The sequence below is a fragment of the Tolumonas auensis DSM 9187 genome (assembly GCF_000023065.1).
GTDB classification, from domain to species: Bacteria; Pseudomonadota; Gammaproteobacteria; order Enterobacterales; family Aeromonadaceae; genus Tolumonas; species Tolumonas auensis.
Genome location: NC_012691.1, coordinates 599,968 through 616,693, shown reverse-complemented (window position 1 = coordinate 616,693; position 16,726 = coordinate 599,968). Strand labels below are relative to the sequence as shown.

Here is a 16,726-nt window from a genome sequence, read left to right as displayed (position 1 = left end):
GAATGCCGGCATCTGTAATCACGGATGCCGGATAAACCTCAGTGCCCCGCACCCGGTGCAGTCACCACCACTTCGCAATTAGCCCAGTAATCCTGAAATGCCAGAAACTCGCGGCGATCAAAAATCACCATCAGATTACCTAAGCCAAACGCAGAAGTTCCCAGACGCACCAGCGCCTGACCGATGCTCAGCAACGTAGAATCGGTATTTTGGACCCGGATCTCAAAACGGCGCATCCCCGGCGTTTGCCCTTCCCGGCACCAGAACCAGACAAAATAGCTGCACAACACGCCAGCCAGCCAGAGGCTGAACCACAACTGATGCGCCAGCCAGTTACTCGCGGTGACACCTTCCTCTAATGACAATAATCCGCTGATAACCAGCAAATAGCTCAAACCATACGCCAGATAACCCGCAAGAGTCAGTAACGGGATCACCAGCAAGGTATCAATAGCCCAGGCACCTAACCGGCGACGAAAACCAGCCCGCGGAATCGAACTAAAGGCAGTCAGTGGCTTAGCAGACACCGGACGGGTGCGGGAACGGGGTGTTTTACTCATAATTCATGTATACCAGTAATCAGGGAAACCCATTCTAACCGAGTCAGACAGCGAGATGCGACTCATCAACCGGGCATTTATTCAGCATCTGAGACAGATCACGCGAAAAACAATTTGCGCTCACGCCTTAGCTTTGTATAATGCGACCCCGTAAGACAAGCTAACTGATTTATCAGGAAGTTAAACTCTTGCATTGTGTGCCCAGGTGGCGAAATCGGTAGACGCAGCGGATTCAAAATCCGCCGGTGAATAACTGTGTCGGTTCGAGTCCGACCCTGGGCACCAAATCAAACCCGCTGATGCGGGTTTTTTTATTTCTGCTGAATGCTGTTCATTGATCTTTTCCCTGTCAAATCCATGCTCTAAACTATCCACCATCCGTAATGACCAAGAGAACACCATGGCGCAATTTATTTACACCATGAATCGCGTGGGCAAAGTCGTACCGCCTAAGCGTCATATCTTAAAAAATATCTCCCTCTCGTTCTTCCCGGGCGCCAAGATCGGTGTACTCGGTCTGAATGGTGCTGGTAAATCAACCCTGCTGCGCATCATGGCCGGCATTGATACCGAAATCGAAGGCGAAGCCCGTCCGCAACCCGGTATCAAGATCGGTTACCTGCCGCAGGAGCCTAAGCTCGATCCGGAGCAGACCGTTCGTGAAGCGGTTGAAGAAGCCATGGGTGATCTGAAACGGGCCATGACGCGTCTGGACGAAGTCTATGCCGCCTATGCCGAACCCGATGCCGATTTCGACAAACTGGCTAAAGAACAAGGTGAACTGGAAGCAATCATCCAGTCTCACGATGGTCACAACATGGAAAACCAGCTGGAACGCGCTGCCGATGCACTCCGTCTGCCTGCGTGGGATGCGCAAATTAAAGTTCTCTCCGGTGGTGAACGTCGCCGCGTTGCGCTGTGCCGTCTGCTGCTGGAAAAACCAGACATGCTGCTGTTGGACGAACCAACTAACCACTTAGACGCCGAATCAGTTGCCTGGCTGGAACGCTTCCTGCACGACTACGAAGGCACCGTTGTGGCGATCACCCATGACCGTTACTTCCTCGATAACGTAGCAGGCTGGATCCTGGAGCTGGACCGCGGCGAAGGTATCCCGTGGGAAGGTAACTACTCCTCTTGGCTGGAGCAAAAAGATGCTCGTCTGGCGCAGGAAGCTTCTACTGAAGCCGCTCGTCGTAAATCGATCGAGAAAGAGCTGGAGTGGGTACGTCAGAATCCGAAAGGTCGTCAGGCCAAGAGCAAAGCCCGTCTGTCTCGTTTTGAAGAGCTTAATGGTCAGGATTACCAGAAACGTAACGAGACCAACGAACTCTTTATTCCGCCAGGACCACGTCTGGGCGATAAAGTGATCGAAGTGGAAGGTCTGAGCAAGTCTTACGGTGATCGTCAGCTGATCGACAACCTGTCATTCAGCATTCCGAAAGGCGCGATTGTCGGTATTATCGGCCCGAACGGTGCGGGTAAATCAACCCTGTTCCGTATGCTGAGCGGTAAGGAACAACCGGATTCCGGCACCATCACTTTAGGTGAAACAGTCGTTCTGGCCTCGGTCGATCAGTTCCGTGACAGCATGGATGACAAGAAAACCGTCTTTGATGAAGTGGCCAATGGTCAGGACATCCTGAAGATCGGTAATTTTGAGATCCCAAGTCGTGCCTATGTCGGCCGCTTTAACTTCAAAGGCGTCGATCAGCAAAAACGCGTCGGTGAACTCTCCGGTGGTGAACGCGGCCGTCTGCATCTGGCAAAACTGCTGCAGACCGGCGGTAACGTACTGTTACTCGACGAACCAACCAACGATCTGGACATTGAAACGCTGCGTGCGCTGGAAAATGCCCTGCTGGAATTCCCCGGCTGTGCGATGGTGATTTCGCATGACCGCTGGTTCCTTGACCGTATCGCGACCCATATTCTGGATTACAGCGATGAAGGTAACGTCCGCTTCTTCGAAGGTAACTTTACCGATTACGAAGAGTGGAAAAAGAAAACCTTAGGTGCCGAGGCGTTACAGCCACACCGCATCAAATATAAGAAAATCGCCAAATAAGCTGCACAAAAAAGGGTCTGCAATGCAGACCCCTCTCTTTGGTAATGATGATTACCTTGTGTTGGCAGCGGTAACTGGATCCAGTCCATCTGAGCGTCCGGTAAGCCGTCAGACGTTGCGGCAAGCTTCCTCCGGTAAGAGTACCTTGCAAAATTTAGTCGTAGTGTTCGTTCCACCCGAACGAGATAAATAATACGTCATCCGCTTTAGAATGTGATTGCGAAAATTGCATTAAAAGCTGGTTTTTGCGCACGAATTCACCAATAATACTCAAATCTATAATCAGTTATTGCTGAATAATTGGAATTTATGAAATTAGACCGTTTAGACAAAAAAATTCTGAACCTGATGCAGAAAGATGCCCGCATCAGCAATCTGGATCTCGCCGAACAAGTCGGGTTATCCCCTTCACCCTGTTCACGCCGTATCAAGGCACTGGAAGAATCAGGGCTGATTTTAAAGCATGTTACCCTGCTTAACCCGGAAAAACTGAATTTAAAACTGATCGCTTACATCCATATCAACATGGACAAGCACACCCCGGAGCGCCTGAATAACTTCAATCAATCGGTATCCGAAATGCCGGAAGTGATGGAATGCGCCCTGATCACCGGTAACGATGCCGACTACCAGCTCAAAGTAGTAGTACCCGATATGGAATACTACCAGCATTTCCTGCTGGAAAAACTGACCCGCATCGACGGCGTCACCGGCGTACGCTCCAGCTTCGTCCTGCAACAGGTCAAACAGTTCACCTCGCTGCCGCTCGATCATCTGGAATAAGCAGTAAAGAGCTTAATCCGTCACCTGTCCGGCTAAAGGGAGCAACTTCAGAGACCCTCCGCGCCAGGGATGGCGCGGCGGAGCCCCCATGGACGGGTTCATGGCGTGTCGGCGAAGCTGCTTCCTTTGGCCGTCCTCACAGAAGATGACCCGGCAGACAAAGGGAGCAACTTCAGAGACCCTCCGCGCCAGGGATGGCGCGGTGGAGCCCCCATGGATGGGTTCACGGCGTGTCGGCGAAGTTGCTCCCTTTGGCCGGTTTCACCATGGAAGACTCGGTAGAATTGTGAACTTAACGCCCGCTGGCCGTATTATAAATATCCGAATTTTCGCGCTTACCAACGGCGATCACACTGACAACCACTTCATCATCGAACACCTGATAAACCAACCGATAGCCAGCTGACCGCAACTTGATTTTATAACGATCAGCATGACCACTGAGCTTGGCACTCGGAACACGAGGATTTTTCAGGCGCTCGGCCAGCTTCTTTTTAAACTGATCTCTGACCGGATGACCTAGCTTCTCCCACTCTTTCCAGGCTCTTTTCTCAAATTTCAGTCTATAGGTCATCAATACTGATCTCGATAAACTCAGGATTATTCATTCGTTCATCAGCGATCCGATTCAATTCAGCATCCTCAGCTAACTCCTGAAAATAGCCAAACAATGCAGGCGGGACGATATAAAAAGCCGGTTCATTGCGATTCAGAATAGCGACCGGCTGACCTTCCCCCTCCATTGCCGTTCCCATCGGATTTTTCTTCAGCTCAGTGATGCTGGCTGCAACAGATGTCAGAATTTGATATGCCATATTCGATACTCCTATGCTTACGTTTTCATTATAGCACTATTAAAAGCACCCTTAAAAACACTTTAAATACTCCAAATATAAGACTTGCTATAATTCACACAGCAGACAAAGGGAACAACTTCAGAGACCCTCCGCGCCAGGGAAGGCGCGGTGGAGCCCCCAAGGACGGGTTCACGGCGTGTCGGCGAAGTTGCTTCCTTTGGCCGGTTTCGCAGGGGAAGGTGCAACAGCGGAGCCCCCACGGATGGGTTCACGGCGTGTCGGGTGAAGTTGCTCCCTTTGGCCGGTTTCACCAGGGAAGGTTCGAGTCCAATTGGATTGATTCACGACATGCCAGGGAAGTTGCAGCAATAAAAATCCTACCATCCCCGCTTTTGGTGTAAAATACGCCCCCGAAAACAGGATGCAGCCCATGCTGAATCCTGACTCTTCCGTGAACCAATTTTGAGGACAAAGTAGAGATGGAAAACGCTCGCCCAATCCGCCGTGCCCTGCTCAGCGTTTCAGACAAAACCGGTATCGTCGAGTTCGCCCGTGCCCTGCAACAACGCGGAGTAGAACTGCTCTCCACCGGCGGCACTGCGCGCCTGCTCGCGGATGCTGGCCTGGCTGTAACCGAAGTTTCGGATTACACCGGCTTCCCGGAAATGATGGATGGTCGAGTTAAAACCCTGCACCCGAAAGTTCACGGTGGCATCCTGGGTCGTCGCAATACCGACGACGCCATCATGACCCAGCATGGCATCAAACCAATCGATCTGGTCGCAGTTAACCTCTACCCGTTTGCCGCTACCGTCGCAAATCCAGACTGTGCATTAGAAGACGCCATCGAAAACATCGATATCGGCGGCCCGACCATGGTGCGCTCTGCGGCGAAAAACCACAAAGACGTCACCATCGTCGTGAATGCGAAAGATTACACCCGTGTTCTGGCTGAAATGGATGCCAACGCTAACTCACTGACCTACACCACCCGTTTCGATCTGGCGATTGCCGCGTTCGAACACACCGCTGCTTACGACGGCATGATCGCCAACTACTTTGGTACCAAAGTGCCAACTTACGGTGTACAGGACGAAGCCAGCGCAGATTCCAAATTCCCGCGCACCATCAACTTCCAGTTCATCAAAAAGCAGGATATGCGCTACGGCGAAAACAGCCATCAGGCCGCTGCTTTCTATGTTGAAGCGGATGTGAAAGAAGCCTCTGTTTCTACCGCGACCCAGTTGCAGGGCAAAGCACTCTCCTACAACAACATCGCAGATACTGACGCGGCGCTGGAATGCGTGAAAGAATTTGCCGAACCAGCCTGTGTGATCGTAAAACACGCCAATCCATGTGGCGTTGCGCTGGGTAACGATATTCTCGAAGCCTACAACCGCGCTTACCAGACCGACCCGACTTCCGCTTTCGGCGGCATCATCGCCTTCAACCGTGAACTGGATGCAGCCACTGCAGAAGCCATCGTCAGCCGTCAGTTCGTTGAAGTGATCATTGCGCCTGTGGTCAGTGAAGAAGCCAAAGCTGTAGTCGCGAAAAAAGCCAACGTCCGTCTGCTGGAATGCGGTCAGTGGCAGGGTAAAGCTAACGGTTTCGATGTGAAACGCGTGAACGGCGGCCTGCTGGTGCAGGATCGCGATCAGGGCATGGTGACTCTGACCGATCTGAAAGTCGTGACCAAACGTCAGCCTACTGAACAGGAACTGAAAGATCTGCTGTTCTGCTGGAAAGTCGGCAAATTCGTGAAATCTAACGCCATTGTCTACGCTAAAGACAGCATGACCATCGGCGTCGGTGCCGGTCAGATGAGCCGTGTTTACTCCGCGAAAATCGCCGGTATCAAAGCCGCCGATGAAGGTCTGGAAGTAAAAGGTTCCGTCATGGCCTCTGACGCTTTCTTCCCGTTCCGCGACGGTATCGACGCCGCTGCCGAAGCCGGTATCACCTGTGTCATTCAGCCGGGCGGTTCAATGCGCGATCAGGAAGTGATCGACGCCGCTGATGAACACGGCATGGCGATGGTGTTTACGAATATGCGTCATTTCCGCCATTAATCTTTTCTCGTGCTGCCCTGGCGGGCAGTATGCTTCGTTGCAGGCCGGAATGTGCATCCTCATTGACCATCAGTCAACTGCGGTGCCCCTCCTGGCCAGCGCCTCGCCTCCTATCCCGCCAGAACAGCACTTTATAATGAGAAATTAATGACTCACTGCCACAGGCATTGATATCCGGATGGAAGACAACTGCTCCGCTTTGCGACCCTCTGCGCCATGGATGGCGCAGCGGAGTCCCCATGGATGGGTTCACGACGAGTCGCAAAGTGGAGCGGTTGGCTGCAACGATACTGGAAAAAAGACACCGGAATTAACGAATTACGTTATCACTGAAACACGAAACTCAGTGCAGGAGAATACAGGATGAATGTTTTAATTATCGGTAATGGCGGTCGTGAACATGCACTGGCATGGAAAGCCGCTCAATCACCGCTGGCAGACAAAGTATTTGTCGCACCGGGTAACACAGGCTCAGCGCGTGAAGCCAAAGTCGAAAACGTAAATATCAGTGCCACTGATGTTCCGGCTTTACTGGCCTTCGCCAAACAACAGAATATCGGCCTCACCATCGTAGGCCCCGAAGCCCCGCTGGTGATTGGTGTGGTTGATGCATTCCGCGCCGCAGGCCTGAAAATTTTCGGCCCGACTGAAGCAGCAGCACAACTGGAAGGCTCCAAAGCCTTCACCAAAGATTTTCTGGCGCGCCACAACATCCCGACTGCTGATTATCAGAATTTCACTGAAATCGAACCGGCTCTGGCCTACCTGAAAGAAAAAGGCGCCCCGATCGTCATCAAAGCTGATGGTCTGGCAGCCGGTAAAGGCGTAATTGTCGCCATGACGCTGGAAGAAGCCGAAGAAGCCGTACGCGATATGCTCTCCGGCAATGCCTTCGGTGACGCTGGCAGCCGTGTGGTGATCGAAGAATTTCTCGACGGTGAAGAAGCCTCTTTCATCGTCATGGTTGATGGCAAAAATGTACTGCCAATGGCCACCAGTCAGGATCACAAACGCATCGGCGACGGTGATACCGGCCCGAATACCGGCGGTATGGGTGCTTACTCCCCGGCACCAGTCGTGACACAGGAAGTCCATGACAAAGTCATGCAACTGGTGATCTGGCCAACCGTACAAGGCATGGCCGCCGAAGGTAATCCTTATACCGGTTTCCTGTATGCCGGTCTGATGATCGATCCGCAGGGCAACCCGAAAGTGATCGAATTCAACTGCCGCTTCGGTGATCCGGAAACCCAGCCGATCATGCTGCGTATGCGCTCTGATCTGGTTGAGTTATGTCTGGCTGCCTGTGCCGGTGAACTGGATCAGAAAACCGCGGATTACGATCCACGCCCTGCGGTGGGTATTGTGCTGGCTGCTGCCGGTTACCCGGCTGAAGTGCAGAAAGGTGACGTGATCTCCGGCCTGCCAACGTCTGAGCCGGATACCGCCAAAGTATTCCACGCCGGCACCGCAGAACAGGATGGCAACATCATCACCGCCGGTGGTCGTGTGCTCTGTGCCACCGCGCTGGGCGCTACTGTCGCGGAAGCACAGAAAAATGCTTACGCGTTAGCGGAAACCATCAGCTGGAACGGCATCTACTACCGTAAAGATATCGCCTGGCGCGCTATCGCCCGCGAACAGAAATAATGGATCAGGTGCAAAGTGAAACATCAATTCACTTTGCACTTTTTTACGCAGCTCATCACAAAAAAATAACCCTATAAATCAATTTTATAGGGTTATTCCGCTTTAAAAATATCATCACCTTGTCACAAATTTGTCATTAGATATCGGTTAGACTCAATAGAGTGTGGACGCTTTTTGCAAGAGCGGCTACACTTTGATTTGTGCGCGATATTGATTCGGATGTATGCAATCGATATTGAGTATCTGCTCTCTCAACCTATAAACAGGAATACAGTCTAACTGTAAGGAAACTACAAATGAAAAAACAATCCGGTTTTACCCTTATTGAATTGATGATCGTCGTGGCGATTATTGCTATTTTGGCTGCGATTGCACTGCCTGCATACCAGAACTATACCCGTGAAGCTCGTTACTCAGAGCTGGTTACTGCCGCTGATGGCCTGAAAACATCAATGACCGTTTGTTATGCTAAAAATGGTGACTTAGCTGATTGTGATACACTTGGTGAATTAGGTCTGCCTGACTTTGCATTAACAGACAATATGTTAGCCACAACTGCCCCAATCGGGACTATCGCAGCGAATGGTACTGCTATCAAAATTACACTTAATGGTACCCCAGCGACAGGAAGCAAATCTTGTATCGTAGACGGTACTCTTGATAATACTACAGGCAAAATCACTTGGGATTTTGCCACTGGATGTGAATATGATGCAGCTGCAGATGTTCCTGCAGCCTAACAAAGATTTATATTTAGCTGATATTTGATCTACTCATGGCAGGTAATAACTTGCCATGAGTTTTTACCGGATAATAATAATGAATGCTTCCGCCAATGGTTTGTTAGTCAGTCTGATTCGAGCTGGACTCATTCAGGATGGTCAGTCCGGACTATTGCAGGAAAAAGCCCGTAACGAAAAGAAAACCCTCGTTACTTATCTGATCGATAACAATATTATCAGCAGCAGTCAGCTGGCAGAGCTCTGTGAGCTGGAGTATGGCATCCCGCTGCTGGATCTGGATGCCTTTGAATTAAGCGAAATCCCGCAGAAATACCTCAATGCCAAGTTAATCGAAAAACACCACGCCTTACCAATTTATACTCAGGGTAACACCCTCTATATTGCGCTTTCTGATCCGACCAATATCACCGCGCTGGAAGATTTTGGTTTCAACTTCAATCTGCACACCGAAGCCCTGCTGGTTGATGAACGTAAACTGCAAAATGCCATTCAGCGCATTCTCGAACCCACTGCCGATGCATTTTCCAAATCGATAGCGGATGACCATATCGCGGATTTTGATACCGGTGATATGGATGAAGCCCGGTTACAGGAATCACTCGAAACCAACAGTGACGACGATGCGCCGATTGTTAAATATATTAACAAGGTGCTGCTCGATGCCGTACGCCGCGGCGCCTCTGACTTGCATTTTGAACCGTATGAGAAAACATACCGCATCCGTTTCCGCATCGACGGTATTTTGTATGAAATCGCCACGCCGCCGGTCAACCTGGCCAACCGCTTTTCTGCCCGCCTCAAGGTGATGTCACGACTGGATATCGCCGAGCGCCGCTTACCGCAGGATGGCCGTATAAAACTACGCCTGGCGAAAAACCGTTCAGTCGATCTGCGAGTCAGTACTTTGCCCACCATGTGGGGCGAAAAAGTGGTATTGCGTATCCTCGATTCTTCTGCCGCCAGCCTGAATATTGACATGCTCGGTTTTGATGACAAGCAGAAACAGCTTTATCTGGATACGCTGGCGAAACCACAGGGCATGATCCTGGTCACCGGTCCTACTGGTTCGGGTAAAACCGTATCGCTCTATACCGGCCTGAACATTCTCAACACCAGTGAACTGAATATCTCCACTGCGGAAGACCCGATAGAAATCAACCTGGCCGGTATTAATCAGGTACAGGTCAATCCCAAAGCCGGTCTCACCTTTGCCAACGCCCTGCGCTCTTTCCTGCGTCAGGATCCGGATGTCGTGATGGTCGGCGAAATCCGTGACCTCGAAACGGCGGAAATCGCCATTAAAGCCGCACAAACTGGTCATCTAGTGCTATCCACCCTGCACACTAACTCCGCAGCCGAAACCCTGACCCGTTTGCTGAATATGGGCGTACCGGCCTTTAACGTCGCCTCGTCGGTGACCCTAATCATGGCACAGCGGCTGGCCCGTCGCCTCTGTCCGCATTGTAAAAAGCCGCATCATATCCCGGAGCATGAGCTGTTGGGGATGGGCTATACTCCGGATGAAGTCACCGCCGGCATCACCCTCTACCAACCCGTGGGTTGCGAGGAATGTTCCAACGGCTATAAAGGCCGTGTCGGTATTTATGAGATGCTGCCGATGTCTGAAAACATCGCCAATCTGATCATGGAAGGCGGTAACTCATTACAAATCGCCGAAACGGCGGTCAATGAAGGCATGGTGACGCTCTACCGTTCCGGTCTGGAGAAAGCACGGGCCGGCGTCACCAGTCTGGCCGAAGTCAACCGCGTGACCTGCATATAATTTTAAGGAAGAATCATTATGGCCGTGGCTCAACAATCCTCCGCCGCTGCAACGGCAAACAAACCTAAGGTCTATCACGCATTTGTCTGGCGCGGTGTGAACCGCCGTGGTCAGAAAGTGTCCGGTGAGATGAAAGGGGAAACGCTGGCTCAGGTCAAAGCCGATCTGATCCGCCAGGGAGTCGTAGTTCAGAAAATAAGCAAACATCAGGAATCCATTGTCACCCGCTATACGCAAACCATCAAAGCAATGGATATTGCGGTATTAACCCGCCAGATTGCCACCATGCTCACTGCCGGGGTACCACTCGTGCAGACACTGCGCTTGCTCGCCAGCAGCCATGAAAAACGCCCGATGCGGGAAATGCTGTCCACGATCTGTGCGGATATTGAAACCGGCACTCCGCCATCCAAGGCATTACGTCAGTTCCCGCGTTATTTTGATGATCTCTATTGTGATCTGGTGGCATCCGGTGAACAGTCCGGCGCGCTGGATGCAATATTTGACCGGATTGCCATCTACCGGGAAAAAGCCGAAGCCCTGAAATCCAAAATCAAAAAAGCCATGTTTTATCCGGCAACCGTTATCTTTGTCGCACTGGTGGTTTCGGCTATTCTTTTGATCTTTGTGATACCTGAATTCGATAAGATTTTCAAAAGCTTTGGCGCTGAACTCCCCGCGTTTACCCGCATGGTTATTACACTGTCCAATATATTGCAGAGCTACTGGTACTATGTTTTTGGTGGCCTGGTCGCCCTGATTTTTGTCTATGTTCACTCCTACCGGCGCATGGAGTCCGTCCGTGATGCTACCGATAAGTTCATCCTGAAACTGCCGATTGTCGGCATTATTTTGCAAAAAGCCGCACTGGCCCGTTATGCCCGGACCCTTTCCACCACTTTCGCTGCAGGCCTGCCACTGATTGACGGCCTAATCGCCGCCGCCGGTTCCTCCGGCAATGCGGTATACCGTCACGCCATCATGAGTGTCCGTAACGAGGTGATGTCAGGTATGCAGATGAACGTTGCCATGCGCACCACCAACGTGTTTCCGGAAATGGTGATCCAGATGATCATGATCGGTGAGGAATCGGGCTCGCTGGATGATATGCTCTCCAAAGTCGCCGGTATCTATGAACAGCAGGTGGATGATGCAGTGGATGCCCTCTCCAGCCTGATTGAACCGTTACTCATGGTGGTATTGGGTGTTTTGGTCGGCGGTATGGTTATCGCCATGTATCTGCCTATCTTTAAACTTGGCAGCGTTATTAAATAATTTAGTGGTTATTCATGGATCTGATTTTTATGCTTTATAGCCAGTACGCCTGGCTATATTTTTTCCTGCTGGGTCTGTTTTCATTGCTGGTTGGCAGCTTTCTGAATGTACTGATCCATCGTCTGCCCATCATGCTGGAACGCAGCTGGCGACAGGAATATCAGGATTATTTTGCAGAAGGTGACAATCCCCCGGCACAAACTGAACCTTATAACCTGTTTCTGCCGCGTTCCGCCTGCCCGCATTGCGGCCATCAGATCACGGCACTGGAAAATATCCCGTTACTGAGCTGGTTATTTCTCAAAGGCCGCTGCAGTTCATGCCAGCACCCCATCAGCGCCCGCTACCCGCTGGTAGAGCTGCTGTGTGCACTGGCGTCCGTCACGGTCGCTTTCTATTATCCGCCCGGCTGGGCACTGGCCGGCGCACTGCTGCTGACCTGGATTTTGCTGGCACTCACTTTTATCGACTTCGATAAGTTATTGCTGCCGGATCAATTAACCCTCCCCCTGCTCTGGGTAGGTTTATTACTCAATCTGTCACACCAGTTTGTACCGCTCGCCGATGCCGTGATCGGTGCCATCGCCGGTTATATGGTGTTGTGGTCCATTTACTGGGCGTTCAAACTGCTCACCGGTAAAGAAGGCATGGGCTATGGCGATTTCAAATTACTCGCCGCACTCGGTGCCTGGCTGGGCTGGCAATCGCTGCCTCTCATCCTGATCCTCTCCTCCTGCGTCGGCGCAATACTGGGTATCACACTGGTGGTTATGCGACGTCATCAGCAGAGCAAACCAATGCCGTTCGGCCCCTATCTGGCCATTGCCGGCTGGATCGCCTTACTCTGGGGTGAACAGTTAACCAACTGGTATCTGGGCTTGCTCAGCTGATGTTTATCATCGGACTCACCGGCGGCATTGGCAGCGGTAAATCCACTATCGCTGAGCATTTCAGTGCGCTGGGAGTTCCCTGCATCGATGCCGACCAGACCGCCCGCGACGTGGTACAGCCCGGTGAACCAGCCTTAACTGCTATCACTCAGCATTTTGGTCCGGAAGTCATACAGCCTGACGGCACACTGGATCGCCGTCAGGTGCGGGAAAAAATATTTGCTGACCCGGCAGCCAGAGAATGGCTGAACAATCTGCTGCACCCGCTGATCCGCCAGCGCATGGTGCAGCAATGTCAGCAAGCTCAGGGCCCCTACTGCATTCTGATGGTACCGCTGTTATTTGAAAATCACCTGCAATCACTGGTGCACCGCACCCTGGTTATCGATATCGACGAAGCAACCCAAATCCGGCGTACCATGCTGCGCGATAACACGACTGAAGAGCAGGTCAAGGCCATCATCGCCGCGCAATGCCCGCGCCAGCAGCGATTAGCACTGGCCGATGATGTTATTCAAAACGGGGATGAGGTTACTGCAACACAACGCCAGCAGGCCGTTTATGCCTTGCATCAGACTTACCTGCAATTAGCAGCACAACACCAGTCACACGGATGATGTGATATAATCGCGTCATCGTTGCTATCAGATGTGTGTCAGTAAGAAATGAGCCTGAAAGTTGATTGTCCGACCTGCGGAACCCCGGTCGAGTGGAGCCCGCTTAGCCAGTTTCGCCCTTTTTGCAGCGACCGCTGCCGTTTGATCGACCTCGGCGAATGGTTCAGCGAAGAACGCAGTATCGCCGGTGAAGAACACACCCCATCATCAGATACCGCCAGACCACAACTCTCAGCAGAAGATCTGGCATTACTGGAGCAGGATTAATTTCCTGCTCTCGTTTTCAACGCCTCAATAATCGGTAAATTCGCTTCCGGAAAATCCAGCTGATCCAGCTCGGTTAGCTGAACCCAGCGATTCTCCAGCCCTTCCAGACTCTGCGCCGTACCATTAAATGCAGTGACCAGCCAGACATCGAGTTTCACCGCTTTATCGCTGTAGGTATGCTCAATCACCAGTAAAGGTTCTGCAGCGCTGACATCAATGCCAATCTCTTCCTGCAATTCCCTTTTTAATGCCTGCTGAACAGTTTCGCCCGCTTCAACCTTCCCGCCCGGAAACTCCCACTTCCCGCCCTGATGCTGATGTGTTGCCCGGCGGCAGATAAAATATCCCAGCAGAGGATCATAAATAACCCCGACTGCGACCCACACTTGCTTCATACTTTTTTCCTGCTAACAAAAAGGCGACCGAAGCCGCCTTGTATAATTATTTCATGAGCAAAAATGGATCAATCCAGTTTGCCATGGCAGTGCTTGTATTTTTTGCCTGACCCACAAGGGCAAGGATCATTACGCCCGATTTTGGCACCATCACGAACAAATGGTTCCACCGCCTGACCATCCACAGATTCCGCTTCATCCTCAGCCAGCGCATTGATCTCTTCATGGCTGTAAGTACGAACCTGGGCTGAGTCTGACTGACGGCGTTGTTCTTCAATGGCGTCCACATCCGGCTCCTGCACCTGAATACGGCACAGAACACTCACCACCTGTTGTTTCAGCGCTTCCAACATCTGAGTGAATAACTCAAAGGCTTCACGCTTATATTCCTGCTTCGGATTCTTCTGGGCGTAACCACGCAGATGGATACCCTGACGCAGGTGATCCATCGCCGCCAGATGTTCTTTCCACAGATTATCCAGCGTCTGCAGCATCACTGATTTTTCAAACTGACGCAGAACGTCATGTCCGGCCAGCTCTTCTTTATGTGCATAGCTGGCTTCGATTTCGCTGATGATACGTTCACGAATTTTCTCTTCGTATAACTTGTCATCTTCCTTGATCCACTGAGCAATCGGCAGATCAATGGCAAAATCAGTGCGCAAACGCAGTTCCAGACCGGCAATATCCCAGCTTTCATCTAATGAATGCGGCGCAATATATTGATCAATAACGCGATCAAGCACGTCAGTCCGGATCAGTTTGATGGTTTCTGAAATATCCGCACTTTCCAGCAGTTCATTACGTTGTTCGTAAACTACCTTACGCTGGTCATTGGCTACGTCATCAAATTCCAGCAGGTTCTTACGGATATCGAAGTTACGGCCTTCCACTTTACGCTGTGCATTTTCAATCGCTTTACTGACCCATGGATGTTCAATGGCTTCGCCATGTTCCATGCCCAGTTTTTTCATCATGCCACTGACACGATCAGACGCGAAAATACGCATCAGGCTGTCTTCCATCGACAGATAGAAACGGGATGAACCCGGATCCCCCTGACGACCGGAACGACCACGCAGCTGGTTATCAATACGACGTGATTCATGACGCTCAGTACCGATAATATGCAGACCACCGGAAGTGATCACCGCGTCATGACGTACTTGCCATTCACTCTTGATGGTTGCGATCTGCTCTGCAGTCGGATTTTCCAGCGCATCAATTTCAGCCTGCCAGCTACCACCCAGCACGATGTCAGTACCACGACCCGCCATGTTAGTAGCGATAGTCACTGCACTTGGACGACCGGCCTGAGCAACAATTTGCGCTTCCTGAGCGTGGAATTTGGCATTCAGTACTTTGTGTTCAATACCTTCTTTCGTCAGGATATTGGACAGCAACTCTGAGTTCTCAATAGAGATAGTACCTACCAGCACCGGACGCTGTTCAGCGACACGGATCTTGATATCCTCAATAATTGCGTCGTATTTTTCCTGTTCGGTAAGGTAAACCAGATCGCCCATATCATCACGGATCATCGGACGGTTGGTTGGCAGAACCACAGTTTCCAGACCATAGATCTGCTGGAACTCATATGCTTCAGTATCCGCAGTCCCGGTCATACCAGCCAGTTTTTCGTATAAACGGAAATAGTTCTGGAAAGTAATAGAAGCCAGGGTCTGGTTTTCGTTACGGATTTTTGCGCCTTCTTTGGCTTCAATCGCCTGATGCAAACCTTCAGACCAGCGACGTCCGGCCATGGTACGGCCCGTATGTTCATCAACAATAATCACTTCATCGTCTTTAACGATGTAGTCAACATCACGCTCAAACAGGGTATTGGCGCGTAATGCAGCATTCACATGATGCAGTAAAGTAATGTTGGCAACCGAGAATAAAGAGTCATCTTCACCCATTAAACCCTGCTGTTTTAACCAGCCTTCAACAAAAATCTGACCATTTTCAGTCAGATAAGCCTGACGGGCTTTCTCATCGACGGTGTAATGGCCGTTCCCCTGATACTCTTCAGAGTCTTCTTTATCCTGCTTCTGCAGCAACGGCACCAGTGTATTGATTTTGATATAGAGTTCAGAACTGTCTTCGGCAGCACCGGAAATGATCAGCGGAGTACGTGCTTCATCAATCAGCACCGAATCCACTTCATCCACTAATGCATAATACAGCGGACGCTGCACACGCTGTTCTGCCGCAAACGCCATGTTGTCGCGCAGATAATCGAAACCAAACTCGTTGTTCGTGCCATAGGTAATGTCACAGGCATAAGCCGCCTGTTTTTCTTCATGACTCATACCTGACAGGTTGCAGCCAACGGTCATCCCCAGGAAAGCGAACAGCGGACGGCTCCATTCTGCATCACGACGTGCCAGATAATCGTTCACTGTGACGATATGCACGCCCTGACCAGTCAGCGCATTCAGATAGGCTGGCAATGTCGCGGTCAGTGTTTTACCTTCACCGGTCTTCATTTCGGCGATCTGGTTATTATTCAGCACAATGCCGCCCATCATCTGGACATCAAAGTGACGCATAGCGAATACACGTTTTGATGCTTCACGGACAGTCGCAAAGGCTTCAGGTAACAGCGAATCGAGCTCTTCACCTTTTTCCAGACGCTGACGGAATTCGACTGTCTTCGCCTGTAAATCCACATCAGCCAGAGAGGCAAACTGGGGTTCCAGTTCATTGATTTGTTTTACGATCTTTTTTAATGCTTTTACGGTGCGATCATTGCGACTACCAATGATCTTGGTAAATAGTTTGGTGATCATTATTACCCAACTCTCAGGCTATTGATTATTGTCT

The 16,726-nt window shown here is 51.0% G+C and carries 15 protein-coding genes and 1 tRNA gene; 11 read left to right on the top strand and 5 right to left on the bottom strand.

Annotated features, from left to right (window positions below):
- Positions 1-38: 38 nt before the first annotated feature.
- Positions 39-560, bottom strand: coding sequence for an RDD family protein (locus TOLA_RS02830; protein ID WP_012728776.1), 522 nt, complete (start codon positions 558-560; stop codon positions 39-41).
- A gap of 199 nt (positions 561-759) precedes the next feature.
- Between TOLA_RS02830 and TOLA_RS02825 the strand changes: the two genes are divergently transcribed.
- From TOLA_RS02825 to TOLA_RS02815, 3 genes are all read left to right on the top strand, one after another.
- Positions 760-845: transfer RNA gene (locus TOLA_RS02825), tRNA-Leu, on the top strand.
- A 115-nt stretch (positions 846-960) separates the two neighbouring features.
- Positions 961-2,628 carry an energy-dependent translational throttle protein EttA gene (ettA, locus tag TOLA_RS02820; RefSeq protein WP_012728775.1) on the top strand — a complete coding sequence of 556 codons (1,668 nt, stop codon included), beginning with the start codon at positions 961-963 and terminating at the stop codon, positions 2,626-2,628.
- Positions 2,629-2,937: 309 nt separating this feature from the next.
- Positions 2,938-3,411, top strand: a complete 474-nt coding sequence (locus TOLA_RS02815; RefSeq protein ID WP_012728773.1) for an Lrp/AsnC family transcriptional regulator — start codon at positions 2,938-2,940, stop codon at positions 3,409-3,411.
- A 292-nt stretch (positions 3,412-3,703) separates the two neighbouring features.
- On the opposite strand, the gene TOLA_RS02810 is transcribed toward TOLA_RS02815, so the two are convergent.
- Both TOLA_RS02810 and TOLA_RS02805 read right to left on the bottom strand, forming a co-directional pair.
- Positions 3,704-3,985 carry a type II toxin-antitoxin system RelE family toxin gene (locus TOLA_RS02810; protein WP_012728772.1) on the bottom strand — a complete coding sequence of 94 codons (282 nt, stop codon included), beginning with the start codon at positions 3,983-3,985 and terminating at the stop codon, positions 3,704-3,706.
- On the bottom strand, positions 3,975-4,226 hold the full coding sequence (locus TOLA_RS02805) for a type II toxin-antitoxin system Phd/YefM family antitoxin (protein ID WP_012728771.1): 252 nt from the start codon (positions 4,224-4,226) through the stop codon (positions 3,975-3,977). The genes TOLA_RS02810 and TOLA_RS02805 overlap by 11 nt, the downstream gene beginning before the upstream one ends.
- 461 nt (positions 4,227-4,687) lie before the next feature.
- On the opposite strand from TOLA_RS02805, the gene purH reads away from it, so the two are divergent.
- From purH to yacG, 8 genes are all read left to right on the top strand, one after another.
- On the top strand, positions 4,688-6,280 hold the full coding sequence (gene purH / locus TOLA_RS02795; RefSeq protein WP_012728769.1) for a bifunctional phosphoribosylaminoimidazolecarboxamide formyltransferase/IMP cyclohydrolase: 1,593 nt from the start codon (positions 4,688-4,690) through the stop codon (positions 6,278-6,280).
- A 363-nt stretch (positions 6,281-6,643) separates the two neighbouring features.
- The gene (gene purD / locus TOLA_RS02790; protein WP_012728768.1) at positions 6,644-7,930 is read left to right on the top strand and encodes a phosphoribosylamine--glycine ligase; all 1,287 of its coding nucleotides are present in this window, start codon (positions 6,644-6,646) and stop codon (positions 7,928-7,930) included.
- Between the two features lie 296 nt (positions 7,931-8,226).
- On the top strand, positions 8,227-8,670 hold the full coding sequence (locus tag TOLA_RS16995) for a pilin (RefSeq protein ID WP_012728767.1): 444 nt from the start codon (positions 8,227-8,229) through the stop codon (positions 8,668-8,670).
- A 79-nt stretch (positions 8,671-8,749) separates the two neighbouring features.
- Complete coding sequence (gene pilB, locus TOLA_RS02780; protein ID WP_012728766.1) at positions 8,750-10,456, top strand: type IV-A pilus assembly ATPase PilB; 1,707 nt, start codon at positions 8,750-8,752, stop codon at positions 10,454-10,456.
- An 18-nt stretch (positions 10,457-10,474) separates the two neighbouring features.
- A complete protein-coding gene (locus TOLA_RS02775) occupies positions 10,475-11,731 on the top strand; it encodes a type II secretion system F family protein (RefSeq protein ID WP_012728765.1) in 1,257 nt (418 codons plus the stop codon).
- Positions 11,732-11,745: 14 nt separating this feature from the next.
- Positions 11,746-12,621 (top strand): prepilin peptidase, encoded by an 876-nt coding sequence (locus TOLA_RS02770; RefSeq protein ID WP_041609453.1) that lies wholly within the window; start codon positions 11,746-11,748, stop codon positions 12,619-12,621.
- Positions 12,621-13,238, top strand: a complete 618-nt coding sequence (gene coaE / locus TOLA_RS02765; protein ID WP_012728763.1) for a dephospho-CoA kinase — start codon at positions 12,621-12,623, stop codon at positions 13,236-13,238. Before TOLA_RS02770 ends, coaE begins: the two co-directional genes overlap by 1 nt.
- Before the next feature lie 48 nt (positions 13,239-13,286).
- Entirely contained in the window at positions 13,287-13,505 is a 219-nt protein-coding gene (gene yacG, locus TOLA_RS02760; protein WP_012728762.1) for a DNA gyrase inhibitor YacG, read from the top strand.
- Here yacG and mutT read toward each other — a convergent pair.
- Together mutT and secA are read right to left on the bottom strand one after the other, a co-directional pair.
- Positions 13,502-13,900: an 8-oxo-dGTP diphosphatase MutT gene (gene mutT, locus TOLA_RS02755; RefSeq protein ID WP_012728761.1), complete on the bottom strand. Its 399-nt coding sequence runs from the start codon at positions 13,898-13,900 to the stop codon at positions 13,502-13,504. The two genes, yacG and mutT, sit on opposite strands and share 4 nt — an antisense overlap.
- Before the next feature lie 68 nt (positions 13,901-13,968).
- Entirely contained in the window at positions 13,969-16,692 is a 2,724-nt protein-coding gene (secA, locus tag TOLA_RS02750) for a preprotein translocase subunit SecA (protein ID WP_012728760.1), read from the bottom strand.
- Between the last annotated feature and the right edge of the window lie 34 nt (positions 16,693-16,726).